A 14,813-nucleotide genomic window follows, 5' to 3' on the forward strand; every position below is an offset into this window, starting at 1 on the left:
GGCGCGCGCCGGCGAGGCGGGACGGGGGTTTGCGGTGGTCGCCACCGAGGTGAAGGAGCTGGCGGGCCAGACCGCTAAGGCGACGAGCGAGATCGGCGAGCGGATCACCGAGATCCAGGCGGCGACGCAGGAGGCGGTGGGCGACATCGAGGCGATCAGTCGGATCATCGACGAGATGTCGAGCTACGCGGCGGCGATCGCGGCGGCGATGGAGGAGCAGGGTGCGACCACGCTCGAGATCACCCGCAACGTGCAGGAGGCGGCGCGCGGCACCGAGCAAGTGACGACCAACATCTCCGATGTGCGTCAGGGTGCCGGTCAGACGGGTGCGGCCGCGTCCCAGGTGCTGAGCGCGGCCCAGGAGCTCTCGCGCCATTCCGAGAGCCTGACGCAGGAAGTCGCCAGCTTCCTCGCCAACGTCAAAGCTGCGTAACCTCTGGACTGATCAGGAAGGTGCCAGGGCCATGCTTCACGAGGGACAAGTTATGTTCGACCTCTCTCGTGAAGCCAACGCGCTACAAGATGCCATGAGGGTCCGAGCAGAGCTGAGATTTCGCTTCCATCAGCTTACTGAGCTGCAGACAACGCTCGATGCGTTTTTGCAATCGGTTAGACGAGCGGAACTCGGTGCTCGGAGTGTTGGATTGCGCGAGGCTGTCGTAGTGCAAGCAACCAATTATACCGATCTTGATAGATCTGTCGGATTTCAATCAGAAACAAATGAAGCATTTCGGATGCTTAATAAAAACCTAAATCAAGTATCGAATTATATTCTTTCAATGAAGATTACAATTTCGAAATTGGACGAGGCTGTGGAATTGCTGCGGGAAGCATCGGTAAGCTCCAGTCATGGCTGCGCGTGATAGCGTTCATCGCTGAGAAGACTGACGACAAGAGCGCTACTATGTCCTCGCGCTTTGCCACAGGCTCTGAATTGCTAAGATGATCGCCGACTGCCGAGACTTAGGTGCAATTCGCTGTGTAGTCCGTTGTGAGCGTAGCGTTCTGAGCAGAAACGTCGGTGTGGTGCCAAAGAAGATCGGAACTTGCGAAGTCCGGCGCGTCGATCGGACGGCCGGGCTCCATGGCGGCCCACCACGTGTCACCAGGCGTCAGCGCGATTAGAGCCCGGTCTCAAGCCTAGCTCCTGTCAAATTGAGGCAGGATGGTCAGCGGCGGATGAGGAGTAAGACGCCGGCCAAGTGGGAGCCGGGTGGCAGAGGGGTGCTGGAACGTCACCGAGCGTTCGTAGCCGACCCTCCCAACCGGTGTTCAACGCAGCTCGACCTTGTCTCTGATTGCGAGGTAGGCGTGGCGCGAGATGACCTTGCGCTCGATGAGATCCGAAACACTGTTGTAGGGCCGGCCCCGCACAATGGCGTAAGCCCGGCCCCGCGTGATCTGCGGAAGCTTGCGAAGCTCGCTGATCCCTGCCGTACTCAGATCGAGCCGCAGACCTGACGCTGAGGCGACACCGGATGCAGCCGCGATGTCGCTGGACGGTATGGCCGCTAACCCATGGTTGACCGTCGACAGCTGACCGCTCAGCGACAGCGCCGTGGGCGCCCCACTCACCTGGGGCACGGCAGCAGTGGGGCTCGGCACCAGTGCAGGCGAGACGGCGCTGGTGGCAGAACGAACGACCGGCGCAGCGAGCGGAGTGCGCACCGCCTGACCTGCCGCAGGTCCCTGACCGGCCGCGTTGCCGAGCTTAGGCGCGGCCGCAGCAAGCAGCGCGACCGCACCAAGACCCAACAGGCCCGAGATCGGCATGGCCCAGGGGACAGCAAGCTTGCTCATGATGCGAGGGACCTTGAGATGGGACAGCCTGGAGCGGCTACTTTGAATAAATGGCGGAAGGCGGCAGGCCGCCGCTCAGAGAAGGCAGGCTGTTGAGGCGTGCCCGAGCCCTAGCATTGTCGCAGCCCCAGCCCAGAGCAAGCCGAGCCAAGCTCTGGCCTGCTCATGCATAGCCCTGGAACACCGCCCGCAGCAGAGCAGCACCTGCCGGATCGCTGTCGAGTACAGAAGCGCAGAGCACAGGCATCGGAGCAGCCTCAGCGCACCGTGCTGTCGTGCGAGGGGTTGATGACCCGGGCCACACGCACAGGAGCATCCTGCATGGCAGCCTGCTGCAGGACCTGCCTGCCCTCGCGGTCGATGACGCTCGCTGGCGTGGCCCGCACCGAGACCTGGCTGAGGCGCGTGAGAGCGGGCGTGGCCTGGATAGGATCGGCGTGTCCCGCAGCCACCAGCGACAGCGAGACGTAGGCAGTCAGCCCGGCCGCAAGGCCCATGGTGGCCGCGAGTGTGAGTGGTGAAGCGCAGCGCGTCATGACAGCCCCCTGTCAGTCGAATTATCGTTAACCAATCCTTAGAAGCCTAACCGTTAGCGTGCAAGCGGATATTGCGCTATGCCTTGTGGCTCAAACGGTCGCAGCGATGATCTGGGTCTGAAGGGGGCGGTCAGCCGAGGTAGCGAGAGGGGGATGGCGTAGTCGCCGGGACTGCTTCAGCCTCTTCCTGCATTGAGAGGCTTGGCGGCAGCCCGAGTGCGCGCCGGTAGACGCGCAAGCGGCGCAAGCCATGTTGGCTCTGCGACGTGACGGGGGCGAGCATCAGGTGCTGCTCGATCAGACGCAGCACGACGTCGGCGTCGCGAGGCGAGAGCCGGGACAAGGAGCGAAGACGCGGGATGATGACGGGAGCATCCATGCTCCAGCAACCCAGCACGCCCCTCGATCGCCCAATCGCGTGTGCCAGCAGGGTTGAGGATCCCTTCACAGGCTGGGCGAACCAGCGTCGGCCCTCCCGCTGACGCGTACAGCTTGTTCTGGTTACAGGCGTGCGACGACAACCTTTGCCACCCCCGACACGCCGATAGCGCGGGCAGAGGCGTTGGAGAGATCGATCACGCGACCACCGATGAAGGGCCCACGGTCGTTGATGCGCACCACAATGGAGCGCCCATTCGTCTTGTTGGTCACGCGAACCCGCGCACCGAAGGGCAGCGTGCGATGGGCAGCGGTCAGGGCATGCGTGTTGAAGCGCTCACCGTTGGCGGTGCGCTTGCCGTGGAAGCCGGGACCGTACCAGGACGCCATCCCCGCCTGACCTCGTGCAGCCGTGTCGGCCTGAGCCTCGGTCGCAGCACCAGCGGAAGCGGCAGTCAGAGCAATCGTCGCGAGTACAATCTTTGCGTTCATCAGGCTTTCTCGTTGTGTATCCAACGAGGCTGCAAAATGAAGCGGATTGCGGCGACAGTATGGGTGACCACAATGTGGCGACTCGAGCTGGAAGACCGCCACATATTTGGCTGCCGACACGCAGCGGTCAGCAGGAAAGATCAGAGAAGTACTCTGAATGCCAGACAAGCACCTGGAAACTACCAAGCGCTGGGGTCAAGCGATCGCGGTCAGGAGCAGAACCATCAGCACGGTCGAGCCCAAGAAGCCGAAGGCTGCGCGGGACAGCGACTGCGGCTGATCCGCAGCGAGGCTGGGAGCGGAAAGCGTGCTCATGCAGCTCACCGGGACGTGGTGGGGCCGGCATACACAACACGCACTGTGCGCTGGCCGTCACGACCCGTCGCTAGAAGAGGCGCAGTGTTGATCTGAACCAGAACGGACTTGGGCTGCACCGGAGCGGGCTTTGTGGCAGCAGGCGTATGGATCTGGTCGGGGCTGGCGAGCAGCGGGGTCGCCACGGCAGCAAGGCCTGCCGATGTGCCCAGGATAGCAGCCAGCGTCAGAGTAGATGTGGTGATGCGCGTCATGTCAGCCCCCTCGTCGATCTTTGCGATCGTTGCCTAACGCTTAGTGTGCTAATTGTTTGAGTGCAATCCCATAAACAACTATGGCATCGCTTTCGTCGCGTGTATGGTGCGCCTATGAGCAAGACAGATGACATCGTGCCCCTGGAGCAACAGCTCTGCTTCTCCGTCTACTCGGCCGCGCACGCCTTCACGGCGGCCTACAAGCCCCTGCTCGAGCCGTTCGGGCTGACCTACCCGCAATACCTGGTCCTGCTCGCGCTCTGGCAGAAGGAGGGGGTGAGCGTGAAGGAGATCGGCGCCCGCCTGCATCTGGACTCAGGCACCCTGACGCCGCTTCTGAAGCGCTTGCAGGCATCCGGCTACATCCATCGTGGTCGCGATCCTGCCGACGAGCGTCAGTTGCGGGTTGAGCTGACGGAGCAAGGACAGCAGCTGCGCTGGAAGGTGGCGGGGGTGCGCCAGAGCCTGGTGTGCTCGCTTGGCGTGACCGAGGCGCCGATCCAGGCGCTGCGTGAGCAGGTCGATGAGATGACTCAAGCCCTGCGTGCCATGGCGGGTAAAGCTCAGACCGCTGAGGGTGCTGGCCTCTGAGGCCCGCATGAGCGTCGGCGCGGAACTGCTGCGCTTGGCTCCAGTTAAGAGGATCATTCGGCCACTGGCGTGGCTGTTTGCTCTGGAGAGGTCATGACGCGGATCCGTGCTCACCTCGATCTGCGTCGCAGCCTTGCGGTCGTGACCACAGCTGGTCTGATGCTTGGGGCGGGCAGCACGGTTGGCTTGGCCCAGGATGGGGGTGGAGGCTTGTTCCAGCGCCTGTTCTCGCCGGCCCCGCATGAGCAAGCGGTTCAGCCCGCGTCGCCGCTGGCGGCCACCATCCCACAGGCACGAACGCTGACGTGGCGCGAGTACGCGGCGCGTCGCTCCGCAACGCGTGAGAGCCAGCGTCGGCGTCCGAGCATCCGCTACGCGGCCTTGCCCAAGCCGAAGTCGGAGCCGCTCAAGATCCGCATCAGCGATCGTAGCGATCGTCAGGTGCCCCTCGACATGAGTAGGGGTGCAGCGGCTGCCCTCCTGAAAGACCCGACGCTGCGGCCTGGTGACATCGTGGTGCTGAAAGACGGCGCACGGGTGTTCACGGGTCAGCCCAACAAGCTGCACTCGGTCAAGGATTTTGAGAGCATCGGACGCTCGGAATTCGTGGATCGCCGCACTCGCGCGCTGTTGAGCGCGCTGGTGGTGCCCATCGGGGCGATGACGCCTGCTGAAGCGAAGAAGCAGATGGCCGTGCTGAAGGCCGTGCCGTCGCTGATCGCCGCGCCTGCACCGCTGCAAACCGCCGGCATACGCGTCATCTATCCCGGCCCCATAAACCCGTAGGCGGCTGTCAAAGGCCACGATGTCAAAGGTCTTGCTGGGCACGCTGCTGCTCGCGATTGTCGTGAGCGTGTTGCTGCGCGGCGGGCCAACGACTGGAAGCTGAACGGCTGCTTCGGGACATAGAGCCTCAATCCGCTTTCCACCCTTCTACGACGTTCGGCTGGTTGAACGAATGTCTGGTTCGGAACAGCCGTCCAGTCCGGCTTGATGGCCAGATTGGCTCATACCGACATCCTCGCTTCGCGCTCTCTGACCGGAAAAAGCTGCTTTCTTCCGACGGTGCTACAACATTGCTACGTTAGGTGTGCGGAAGCAGCGCAGCCGGCGCGGGTCGCGCAGCTGAACGCTTCATCGGCGTCTTTGCCGCTGCGCTTCGACTGGACTGCAGGTTGATAATTCGTCCGTCGGTAGAGGCTTACCCTCTCAAGAACGATGATCAGGTCTCCACCAATGTTTGTGATCTGCCTGCTGCAAAGTTGGGTCGCCAAGCGCAATACAGGAGGTAAAGCCCCAAGCTTGATAATGCCGTAATAGGGATGCCAACAATCCACCGTCCACGCCGGCGCGCCAAGGCGCGCAGATGGTCTTGGACGAAGCGTTCTCCACGGCCCATCTCGTTGTATGTCTGCTGAAATGAGGAGGCTCGCCGCAGCTCGTCCTCGCGCAGCATCTGTCCCCGCCATCGCGCGTCACGCTCCAACTGCCCTAAACGCTCAACCTCGGCTCGGTGGTGCCGCTCTGTCTGGTACGCCTCGTGAAACACACGTCGTTCAGCCTCAGACAAGAAGAGCTCGGGTCCGAGTCCCATTTTGTCTTCGACAAAAGCAAGCAGAGGCTGGTCGCCTGCGGGGTGGATCATCAGCCACATCCCTTGGGCAAACACGGCGACGAGGATTGTGATCCCGGACGCCACTGCTAGCCGCCATCGGTTCAGACGCTTCGATGTGGGGGCTGCGAAGAAAAGGACTTTCAAAATTGCGGCAACAAGCAATGTCCCAGCAAAGGTGACCACCATTGTTGCTCCTGTTGGCAAATCGAATGTAACAGAAGCGGTAAATCCTAAAAGGCTAGCAACGACTCCGGCGCTCCAGCCAAGCCCAAGTGCTACGGTAATTTTTGTGGAGAACAGGAAGCCGATCACAGCAGGAATGATCAGGAAGGAGAACACGAGCAGCACGCCAGCAAGTGCAACTGAGCTGGTCACCACCAGCCCGAAGGTGGCGTAAAACAGGAAGTCCCATAGCATGGTGGACTTCCTGCCAGGCAACACGGCACTGTTCGCTGCGGTCGTGAGCAGCTGCCGGTAAAACAGCGCATGAGACAACCCAACCAGCCCGTAAATGAGTAAGAGTTTCAGGAGATCGGGAACGCTTACGGTCAGGATGTCGCCAACCAGCATGCGTTTGACGTGTTCGGCACCTTGCGGCGATCGATCGACCACCAAGATTGCGACGGCGGTTGCAACGACATAAACGATACCGATGACTGCCTCTTGGCCGACTTGGGCGGAGACGCGTCGAGTAAGGGTCAGAACTCCCGCACCGAAGAGAGTCAGGGCGAACGCGTAGCCGAACCCACCAAGACTACCAGGCGGATGCCCGACTGCGACTGCAATCGTGCCACCAAGTGCTGACAACTGCGCCAAGGCGAGGTCTGCAAAGACGACCTTGCGGCGCAAGACTTGTAGGCCAAGCCAAGTGTGCATGCCGACAAATAGGCAAGCGGCCAAAAATGGCGTGAGAAGAAGCGCGACGAGGTCTGACATGAGGATCTCAGCTCTTCGCGGCTTATTGAGCCTCGGCCAGAGCTTTAGCGAGGCGGTCGACGTTGACGTCGAACAGAGCTAGGTAATCTGTCGCCTCCGGAACCGAACCCACCGAGGAGGCGAGCACCACGACGCGTGCGCCTGTACGTTCTGCCAAGTAGCGAGAGGGCTCCAAGGGCTCAAAGGGTTCATGCAGGATGGCGCGCGCACGGCTCGCACGCATGCGTCCGGCCAAGCTGGCGAGACGCGCAGGGCTCGGGGCAACACCTTCCTTAGGCTCTATCAGGTCCACGATGTTGAGACGAAAGCGGCGCGCGAAATAGGGCCAACTATTGTGATAGGCGACGATCGCTGCCCCTTGGAAAGGGCTGAGAGTTGCTACCCAGCCCTTCAATCGCCGCGTCAGGTCTGTAGAGAAGCGAACCTGAGCAGCGGTTATGGTATTCTTCATCTCTGGTACTACACGTCCGACCGCTTCGGCGATACGCGCTGACATCGCCTCTGCGTTCTCAGGGTCGAGCCAATAATGCGGGTTTGCTGCGCCGTGGGCATGGCCAGAGCGCGCCTCGATGCTGCGAGACTGCACCTCCAGCAAAGCGATATCGGTCGAGAGATCAAGAATGCGTCCTTCGCGTACCGGTCGTGCATCGCCGGTTTGTCGAAGGAGCTTATCTAGCCACTCGTCATAGCCGAGCCCGATCCGTACCACGAGAGCAGCGTCGCGTATCAGCGCGACATGGCTCGGGCGCAGCACAAATGCTTCTGCGTCCGCGCCAGGTTGAACCAGACTTTCAACCCGTACAGCCCCTCCTGACACAGCTTCTGTGATGCTCTTTAAATCGGGCGTCGTAACGACGACGAGGACTTCAGCCCTGGCCTCCTCAACAAGCGGCAGCCCGGCAAGTGTAAGGACGAGCGCGGCGAGTATGGCCGCGCATCTCTGCGCCCATCCTGCGAGGCAAGCCATACCTACTTTGTCCAGAGGCTTTTTGGCACCATGCAGTGGACAACCTTATCGCCCTCAGAGTGAGGAGCAATTCGGCAGTCCATTGTCATGCTGACAAGGCCATAGGCATCAAGTCGCGACAAGCCCTTCTTCTCAACGAGGGCATTGATCATCGCCATCGAGGCTCCATCCATTGCCTTTCCGAGATGAGCATTTCGATCGACGGTCACGAAGGCTTCTGCAGTCTCCTGAGTTGGGAGGGGCGCTGGTCGTGCCGCATTCGCCGCCTTCGGGATCATGCAGTAGGTGCCTTTGACGATGTTGACGACCTCTGAGATGGGACAGTTCCAACCATCCAGCATTGCTTGCTGCGCCTGCTCGCGAGGCACGTTGCGTTGCTCGATCAAAAATTTGGTGGTTTCAGCCTTAAGCAGGTCGAGTGCCCTGTTGAGGTCCTCATCATAACCAATCGTGATCCAGTCAGTTTGTGTCTCAATGCGCGGCCATTCAAGCTGCTGCCCTTTGAGTACGTCGATCGTAAGGTTCAACTCCTTGTAAGCGGTCTCAAGCGCCGTCAGGTTGACTTCGCCATTGCCTTGAACGGCATGAGAGTCGCCTGACCAGAGAAGCGCACCTTTGACGAATACCGGCACATATAGTGTCGCGCCTTCGCCCATCTCGCGGATGTCGAGGTTACCCGCGAACCTTCCTGGCGGAACTGATGAGTAGCGTCCAGGCTCAGCGCGAGCAACGCCGAGGGTTCCGGGAAAAGGCTTCAGCGGAATGACAATACCTGGTGCAAACTCAGTTTGCATCTTTTCAAGATCAAGATAAAAGAACTTGATCTGACCTTCCGGAAACTCCTTCGGGAATTGGCCAAACATGCCAGGTATATTGAAGTTCATGCCGTAGGCTCGTGGCACGACCTTGTTGATACGAACTCGGAGCACATCACCTGGCTCTGCTTCCTCGACGTAGATCGGTCCGGTCAACGAGTGTGGCCCACGGCCAGGATAGTCGGTGCGGGTCTTCTTCACCTGCTCGATGGTGATGCCTGGTACGAGCTGGTTGTGCGAGTGCATCATGGTTTCCATGACGACCGTGTCACCAGAGCGGATGCGCAGCACGGGCGGTTCGGCATTGTCGAACCAACCCCATTGCGTCGTGGCAGGCGTCGCAGAGAGCAAGTAGGTGGTGGGCTGTCCCCCGCTCCCTTCCGCCTTCATCCCAGGCTGCCCCAAAGGGCCGTAAACAAACGGAAGAAAGGTTTTGGAGTTCTGAAGGTCAGGTTGTGTAGCGACCGTCGGCTGTGTAGGCCGCAGTGTCTGTCCTTGCGTTGCGTCTTTGGCTGCCCCAGGAAGCTGTTCTTGTTTCTTTGTATCGCCAGCATCTTGTTGGGTCTGTGGGGTGGACAAAGCAGGAGGTGAACCCTGCGCTTCCACGCCGCTCACCATAGCGAGACTTATGCCTACGCTAGCAACCACCGCTACCGAGCTGGATTTTCGCATTCCCATAGTCCTTTGGACGAATTATAGGCCAAGACAGCACAAGAACTCAGGTGCTCGCCAACCAGCTTGAGCGTAAACCGATATGGACCTTCGTCAACAAGGTTTCCCTCGGTACCAGCTAATTTCTTGGTCTTCTAACAGCTGCTGTCGAGAGTGACCTACCCGCGGTGGAGTTGTGGCGTGTTGCTTCCAAGGGTTTGGAGGCAGAGGAGGACGACATCTTCATGGGGTTGCAAAGTGCCCCGGTCGGCAAAGATGCGAAGAGCTAGTGCGTTGCGAAAACAAGGACGGGAGAACGTCTACCTTGGGGAACCGCTCGAGCTAGCTTCGACGGTTGAGTTGCGGGCAGAGGCGGAATCTCCGCTTCCGGGCGTATGGCCAAAGTCCGGTTGCCACCCATCTCAGACATTGAGAATGTCCGCTTCCGGGTTGTCTGATCAGACCCGAACATCCAGCGGTCCGGAGGCGGTGTCCAACGATCCGCCTTTGGCGCAGGTGCGGTAAAGTAGACACAACGAAGGTGGGAGGCTTTGCCCAGGATACCGAGGTCGGCTGGGCAGCTCCGCCCTACGAAGTCTTGCAAAGGTCGCTCGCCATCCATCCTTCTGCAGCGCGCTGCCTTGCAACACAGCCGATCAATTTCGCGTGAGCTGTGCAGTCGTGCTGATCACCTTGCGACACAGCCATGGTATCTAGCAAATAGCCTAGCTTACCGCGTCGTGTCGACCGCCTGAAGGAACGGCGCGGATCCATGCCGAGGATCTCGCTATGCCTGTTGCCGTCTACCCGCCCGGTAAGGACAGCGTCAGCGACGGCCGCAACGCGCTGCAGTACATCGCCTCCTACCCTGATCTCACGCAAAGCCTTAGCCCATCCTCTAAGAGTGGTGTCGATCACTACAACGCCTTCGGCCTGGCCGAGGGCCGCGTCGTCAGCTTCAGCGGGCTCGAGTACATCGCCTCCTACCCCGACCTGATTGCCGTCCTCGGCCAGGACGGGGAAGCGGGCGCACGCCACTTCCTCACATTCGGTCGTCTGGAGGGCCGCAGCGTCACCTTCAACGCGCTCGAGTACATCGCCTCCTACACCGACCTGACCACCACCTTCGGCGCCAGCATCAACGACAGCGCCCTCATCAACGGCGCCTCCAGCCACTTTCTCACCTTCGGCCGCTTCGAGGGACGGACGGTCAACTTCGACGGGTTGGAGTACATCGCCTCCTATGCCGACCTGAGTGCCGCCTTCGGGCCGGACGATGATCTTGGCGCCAAGCACTTCATCGAGTTCGGCCGCTTCGAGGGCCGGGCCACCACCTTCGACGGCCTGTAGTACATCGCCTCCTATGCCGACCTGATCACGACGTTTGGCGCGAACGCGGATCTTGGTGCGCAGCACTTCATCCAGTTTGGACGGGCAGAGGGGCGCGCCGACAGCTTCGATCCTGAGGCCTACCTCGCCCGCTATGCTGACCTGCGCGCGGCCTTCGGCAGCGACCTGGAGGCGGCGACGCGGCACTTCATCCAGTTCGGCTTTGCCGAGGGCCGGACCGGCGTGGCCGACGCCGAGGCGCCTGTCTCCACGCTCAGTGTTGACGATGCGGCGCTGAACCTCGGCGACGACGCGCTCCTGACGATCCGCTTCACGGAGGCGCCGCTTGGATTTGGAGCGGAGGACCTTGTGCTCTCGGCGGGCCTGCGCCTGCGCGCGGGCTCCTTTGGTCAGGTGGATGCGCTGACCTACACGGCCGTGCTGGAGCCGGTGGCCGGCTTTGCGGGCAGCGCCACGGTGGCTGTGGCGGCGGGCGGCTATGGGGATGCGGTGGGCAATGTCGGCGCGGGCTCGGCAGCCTTGAGCCTGGCAGTGGATGCCACGCCGCCCGCAGTCCCCACTCTCACCGGCTTCACGGATGACACCGGCACGGCGAGCGATAGGCTGACCAGCGACACCACACCAACGCTGGCAGGTACGGCCGAGGCCAACAGCACCGTCACGATCCTTCGCAACGGCGTGGCGGTGGACAGCGTGCTGGCGGACGGCGCTGGCGACTGGAGCTACGCCTCGCCCACTCTGGTGGATGGCAGCTACAGCTTCATCGTCACCGCCACGGATGCCGTCGGCAATAGGGGGGTGGCCTCGGCAGCGCTGACGGTTGTGGTGGATGCCACGCCGCCAGCGGTGCCGACCGTCACCGGCTTTGCAGACGAAAGCGGCTTGGCGGGCGATGGTCTGACCAGCGACACAACGCCGACGCTAACCGGTACGGCGGAGGCGAACGCGGCGGTGACCATTTTGCGCAATGGCATTGCTATCGGCGCGGTCACAGCGAACGGTACCGGTAATTGGAGCTATGCCTCGCCCGCGCTGGCGGACGGCAGCTACAGCTTTACGGCACAGGCCACGGATGCGGCCGGCAACACGAGCGTGGTCTCAGTGCCCTTGGTCGTGACGGTGGACACTACACCACCCGCGGCCCCAACGATCACGGGCGTTGCCGACGACACCGGCACGGCGAGCGATAGGCTGACCAGCGACGCGACGCCCACACTGACCGGCACGGCCGAAGCAGGTGCCGCGGTCACTGTTCTGCGGGACGGTATGGTCGTCGGCACCACGACAGCCGATACTGCCGGCAGCTGGAGCTACACCTCACCCGCACTGGCTGACGGCAGCTACGGTTTCACCGCGACCGCAACCGACGCTGCCGGCAACAACGGTCCTGCCTCGTCTCCCCTCGCGGCCACGATCGATGCCACAGCACCAGCCCTGAGCATCATCTTCGACGAGGCAGGTCCCCTCGACGATGGCGATCCGGCTGCGACGGTGACCTTCACCTTCTCTGAGTCGCCGATTGGCTTCGAGAGCAGCGACGTCACCGTCGGCGGCGGCACACTCTCGGGCCTCGTCCTCGACTCTGCGGATCCGAGCGGGCGCACCTACATGGCTCAGTTCACCGCCACAGACGGGGCGACCGCACCGGGAACGGTGTTGGTGGCAGCGGACACCTACGCGGACCTGGCCGGCAACGCAGGCCTTGCCTCGAACGCGGCCAGCGTCGCGATCGACCGGCTCAACCCAGGTTTGTCGATCACCACGGACGATGCGGCGCTCACGCCAGGCGACCAGGCGCTGCTGACGTTCACATTCACGGAGGCGCCTGTCGGGTTCGGCGAGGCCGATGTTACGCTCTCGGCGGGCTTGGTTCTGGTTGCGGGCTCGCTGACGCAGACGAGCCCGACGACCTACACTGCTGTCGTCCGGCCGGCTGTCGGCTTCAGCGGCACGGGCAGCATTGCGGTGGCCGCGAGCGCCTACGCGGACGCGGTCGGCAACGCCGGTGATGCTGCGGCAAGCCTCAGCTTTGCTATGTCCGCGAGTGTAAACCTGGGCAACCTCGACGATGCCGGCATCCGCATCGATGGTGCGGCAGCCCGCGACTACGCCGGCGAGAGCGTATCAGACGCAGGCGATGTGAACGGCGACGGCTTTGCCGACTTCATCGTCGATGCCGCTGGTAGCGATCCAAATGGTCGATACGGCGCCGGTTCGAGCTACGTGGTGTTCGGCAGCGCCACACCCAGCAACGTCGACCTCGCCAACCTCGGTTCAGCCGGCTTCCGCATCAGCGGTGCGGTGTTGGGTGACGCAAGCGGCAGCAGCGTTTCGTCTGCCGGTGACGTCAACGGCGATGGTTTCACTGACCTGATCGTCGGCGCACCTGTGGCTGATCCGAACAACGCGACAAGCGCTGGCTCGAGCTACGTGGTGTTTGGCAGTGCTACACCTGTCGACGTCGACCTTGCCAATCTCGGCTCTGCCGGCTTTCGCATCGATGGTGCGGCGACACAGGATCGCGCTGGTGTCAGCGTGTCGGATGCCGGCGATGTGAACGGCGACGGTTTTGCCGACCTTATCGTCGGTGCCTTCGGTGCTGACCCCAGCGGGCGGAACGTCGCCGGCTCAAGCTACGTGGTGTTCGGCAGCGCAACGCCGGTGAACGTCGATCTTGCCAACCTCGGTTCAGCCGGCTTCCGCATCGACGGTGCAGCCGCAGTCGATCAGAGCGGCTTCAGCGTATCGTCGGCGGGAGACATCAACGGCGACGGCCTTGCCGACCTCGTCGTCGGCTCACCCTATGCCGATCCTGGCGGCGGAAGCGCCGCCGGTTCGACCTACGTGGTCTTCGGGAGTGTCGCCCCCGTCAATATCGATCTCGCCAACCTCGGCTCCGCAGGCTTTCGCATCGACGGCAGCAACACGAATGACTTCACTGGTTCCAGCCTCTCGTCTGCAGGAGATGTCAACGGCGACGGTTTTGCAGACCTGATCATCGGCGCAAGGTCTGCTAGTCCAAACGGACTGACCCGTTCCGGTTCAAGCTTCGTGGTGTTCGGAAGCGCCGCGCCGGTCAACATCGACCTCGACAACCTCGGCGCCGCCGGCTTTCGCATTGATGGTGGTGCGACCCTCGACCAGAGCGGCACCGGCATTTCGGCAGCGGGCGATGTGAACGGCGACGGCTTTGCCGACCTTCTCGTCGGGGCAAACGGCGCCGATCCGAATGGGCTTGGCAATGCTGGTACGAGCTATGTCGTGTTCGGCGGTGCTGCGCTCAGCGACATCAATCTCGCCAATCTCGGCCCTGCCGGCTTCCAGATCGACGGCGCGACGGCGGGCGATCAGAGCGGCCGCAGCGTGTGTGCAGCCGGTGACGTCAACGGCGACGGCTTTGCCGATCTTGTCGTTGGAGCGTTCTTCGCCGATCCGAGCGGACGGTCGGACGCCGGTGCCGGCTATGTGGTGTTCGGCGGTGCCTTCGGTGGCGATGCGGGGCCGGTGAGTCCCGTCGGCACGGCAGCAGCCGAGGTCCTGATCGGCGGGGCGGGCAACGACGTGCTCACCGGCGGCGGTGGCGCGGACGTGTTGCGAGGCGGAGCCGGCGACGATCGCCTCAGCGTCGGCGACCTCGGCTTCCGCTCCGTCGATGGTGGCCTTGGCACCGACACGCTTGCTTTTGCTGGGACAAGCAGCACCGATCTGTTCGACCTCGGCAGCGATGTCGGCGAGCGCCTCCAGGGCATCGAGGCCTTCGACTTCTCCGGCTCCGACAACGACACCCTGGTGCTCTACGCCGAGGAGGTCTTCCGCTTCTCCGACACGCCCAATGCCACCTTTACAGGTGCTGCGAGCCACAACAGCCTCGTGGTCACAGCGGATGTCGGCGACACCCTGGATCTGCGCGACTTCGATCCGGATGGTGCAGGGCCGACCGTGGCCGCGCTCTGGAGCCAGACGGGCAGCGATGTCGGTCTCGACGGCACGCCAGGCGGTACCTTCGACATTTGGAGTCTTCAGCGGGGGACAACGCTCCTCGGGCAGATTGCCGTCGAGAACGGGATCACCGTCCTCTAGCCTCAGCGCAGACGGCCAGGTGAGCGGGAACGG

The 14,813-nt window shown here is 62.4% G+C and carries 14 protein-coding genes; 6 read left to right on the plus strand and 8 right to left on the minus strand.

Features of this window, described 5'->3' with window-relative positions; genetic code table 11:
• Together MFF55_RS03965 and MFF55_RS03970 are read left to right on the plus strand one after the other, a co-directional pair.
• Positions 1–433 (plus strand): methyl-accepting chemotaxis protein (locus MFF55_RS03965; RefSeq protein WP_238242786.1); only part of this gene is annotated, 433 nt, incomplete at its 5' end.
• Positions 434–485: 52 nt separating this feature from the next.
• Positions 486–863 (plus strand): hypothetical protein, encoded by a 378-nt coding sequence (locus tag MFF55_RS03970; protein WP_238242787.1) that lies wholly within the window; start codon positions 486–488, stop codon positions 861–863.
• A gap of 409 nt (positions 864–1,272) precedes the next feature.
• On the opposite strand, the gene MFF55_RS03975 is transcribed toward MFF55_RS03970, so the two are convergent.
• From MFF55_RS03975 to MFF55_RS03995, 5 genes are all read right to left on the minus strand, one after another.
• Positions 1,273–1,800 (minus strand): ComEA family DNA-binding protein, encoded by a 528-nt coding sequence (locus MFF55_RS03975; protein ID WP_238242788.1) that lies wholly within the window; start codon positions 1,798–1,800, stop codon positions 1,273–1,275.
• Between the two features lie 257 nt (positions 1,801–2,057).
• A complete protein-coding gene (locus tag MFF55_RS03980; RefSeq protein WP_238242789.1) occupies positions 2,058–2,336 on the minus strand; it encodes a hypothetical protein in 279 nt (92 codons plus the stop codon).
• A gap of 130 nt (positions 2,337–2,466) precedes the next feature.
• Positions 2,467–2,715, minus strand: coding sequence for a hypothetical protein (locus MFF55_RS03985; RefSeq protein WP_238242790.1), 249 nt, complete (start codon positions 2,713–2,715; stop codon positions 2,467–2,469).
• 122 nt (positions 2,716–2,837) lie between these two features.
• The gene (locus MFF55_RS03990) at positions 2,838–3,206 is read right to left on the minus strand and encodes a septal ring lytic transglycosylase RlpA family protein (RefSeq protein WP_238242791.1); all 369 of its coding nucleotides are present in this window, start codon (positions 3,204–3,206) and stop codon (positions 2,838–2,840) included.
• A gap of 320 nt (positions 3,207–3,526) precedes the next feature.
• Complete coding sequence (locus MFF55_RS03995; protein ID WP_238242792.1) at positions 3,527–3,775, minus strand: hypothetical protein; 249 nt, start codon at positions 3,773–3,775, stop codon at positions 3,527–3,529.
• A 114-nt stretch (positions 3,776–3,889) separates the two neighbouring features.
• On the opposite strand from MFF55_RS03995, the gene MFF55_RS04000 reads away from it, so the two are divergent.
• Both MFF55_RS04000 and MFF55_RS04005 read left to right on the plus strand, forming a co-directional pair.
• Entirely contained in the window at positions 3,890–4,366 is a 477-nt protein-coding gene (locus tag MFF55_RS04000; protein WP_238242793.1) for a MarR family winged helix-turn-helix transcriptional regulator, read from the plus strand.
• Positions 4,367–4,459: 93 nt separating this feature from the next.
• The gene (locus tag MFF55_RS04005) at positions 4,460–5,152 is read left to right on the plus strand and encodes a hypothetical protein (RefSeq protein ID WP_238242794.1); all 693 of its coding nucleotides are present in this window, start codon (positions 4,460–4,462) and stop codon (positions 5,150–5,152) included.
• A gap of 436 nt (positions 5,153–5,588) precedes the next feature.
• Here MFF55_RS04005 and MFF55_RS04010 read toward each other — a convergent pair whose 3' ends face one another.
• The 3 genes from MFF55_RS04010 to MFF55_RS04020 are packed head-to-tail and all read right to left on the minus strand — an operon-like array spanning position 5,589 to position 9,317.
• The gene (locus tag MFF55_RS04010) at positions 5,589–6,917 is read right to left on the minus strand and encodes a metal ABC transporter permease (protein ID WP_238242795.1); all 1,329 of its coding nucleotides are present in this window, start codon (positions 6,915–6,917) and stop codon (positions 5,589–5,591) included.
• Positions 6,918–6,939: 22 nt separating this feature from the next.
• Positions 6,940–7,884 carry a metal ABC transporter substrate-binding protein gene (locus MFF55_RS04015; RefSeq protein WP_238242796.1) on the minus strand — a complete coding sequence of 315 codons (945 nt, stop codon included), beginning with the start codon at positions 7,882–7,884 and terminating at the stop codon, positions 6,940–6,942.
• A gap of 2 nt (positions 7,885–7,886) precedes the next feature.
• The gene (locus tag MFF55_RS04020; RefSeq protein WP_238242797.1) at positions 7,887–9,317 is read right to left on the minus strand and encodes an acetamidase/formamidase family protein; all 1,431 of its coding nucleotides are present in this window, start codon (positions 9,315–9,317) and stop codon (positions 7,887–7,889) included.
• 822 nt (positions 9,318–10,139) lie between these two features.
• Here MFF55_RS04020 and MFF55_RS04025 point away from each other — a divergent pair.
• Complete coding sequence (locus tag MFF55_RS04025; protein WP_238242798.1) at positions 10,140–10,700, plus strand: hypothetical protein; 561 nt, start codon at positions 10,140–10,142, stop codon at positions 10,698–10,700.
• 222 nt (positions 10,701–10,922) lie between these two features.
• Complete coding sequence (locus tag MFF55_RS04030) at positions 10,923–14,780, plus strand: Ig-like domain-containing protein (protein ID WP_238242799.1); 3,858 nt, start codon at positions 10,923–10,925, stop codon at positions 14,778–14,780.
• Positions 14,781–14,813: the final 33 nt, after the last annotated feature.

The organism is Methylobacterium iners (assembly GCF_022179305.1).
Taxonomy (GTDB): Bacteria; Pseudomonadota; Alphaproteobacteria; order Rhizobiales; family Beijerinckiaceae; genus Methylobacterium; species Methylobacterium iners.

What these genes read in the sequence shown, in the direction of transcription:
- MFF55_RS03970 (WP_238242787.1), top strand. Translation starts at nt 486, where the DNA reads ATGTTCGACCTCTCTCGTGAAGCCAACGCGCTACAAGATGCCATGAGG.
- MFF55_RS03975 (WP_238242788.1), bottom strand. Translation starts at nt 1,800, where the DNA reads ATGAGCAAGCTTGCTGTCCCCTGGGCCATGCCGATCTCGGGCCTGTTG.
- MFF55_RS03980 (WP_238242789.1), bottom strand. Translation starts at nt 2,336, where the DNA reads ATGACGCGCTGCGCTTCACCACTCACACTCGCGGCCACCATGGGCCTT.
- MFF55_RS03985 (WP_238242790.1), bottom strand. Translation starts at nt 2,715, where the DNA reads ATGGATGCTCCCGTCATCATCCCGCGTCTTCGCTCCTTGTCCCGGCTC.
- MFF55_RS03990 (WP_238242791.1), bottom strand. Translation starts at nt 3,206, where the DNA reads ATGAACGCAAAGATTGTACTCGCGACGATTGCTCTGACTGCCGCTTCC.
- MFF55_RS03995 (WP_238242792.1), bottom strand. Translation starts at nt 3,775, where the DNA reads ATGACGCGCATCACCACATCTACTCTGACGCTGGCTGCTATCCTGGGC.
- MFF55_RS04000 (WP_238242793.1), top strand. Translation starts at nt 3,890, where the DNA reads ATGAGCAAGACAGATGACATCGTGCCCCTGGAGCAACAGCTCTGCTTC.
- MFF55_RS04005 (WP_238242794.1), top strand. Translation starts at nt 4,460, where the DNA reads ATGACGCGGATCCGTGCTCACCTCGATCTGCGTCGCAGCCTTGCGGTC.
- MFF55_RS04010 (WP_238242795.1), bottom strand. Translation starts at nt 6,917, where the DNA reads ATGTCAGACCTCGTCGCGCTTCTTCTCACGCCATTTTTGGCCGCTTGC.
- MFF55_RS04015 (WP_238242796.1), bottom strand. Translation starts at nt 7,884, where the DNA reads ATGGCTTGCCTCGCAGGATGGGCGCAGAGATGCGCGGCCATACTCGCC.
- MFF55_RS04020 (WP_238242797.1), bottom strand. Translation starts at nt 9,317, where the DNA reads ATGGTGAGCGGCGTGGAAGCGCAGGGTTCACCTCCTGCTTTGTCCACC.
- MFF55_RS04025 (WP_238242798.1), top strand. Translation starts at nt 10,140, where the DNA reads ATGCCTGTTGCCGTCTACCCGCCCGGTAAGGACAGCGTCAGCGACGGC.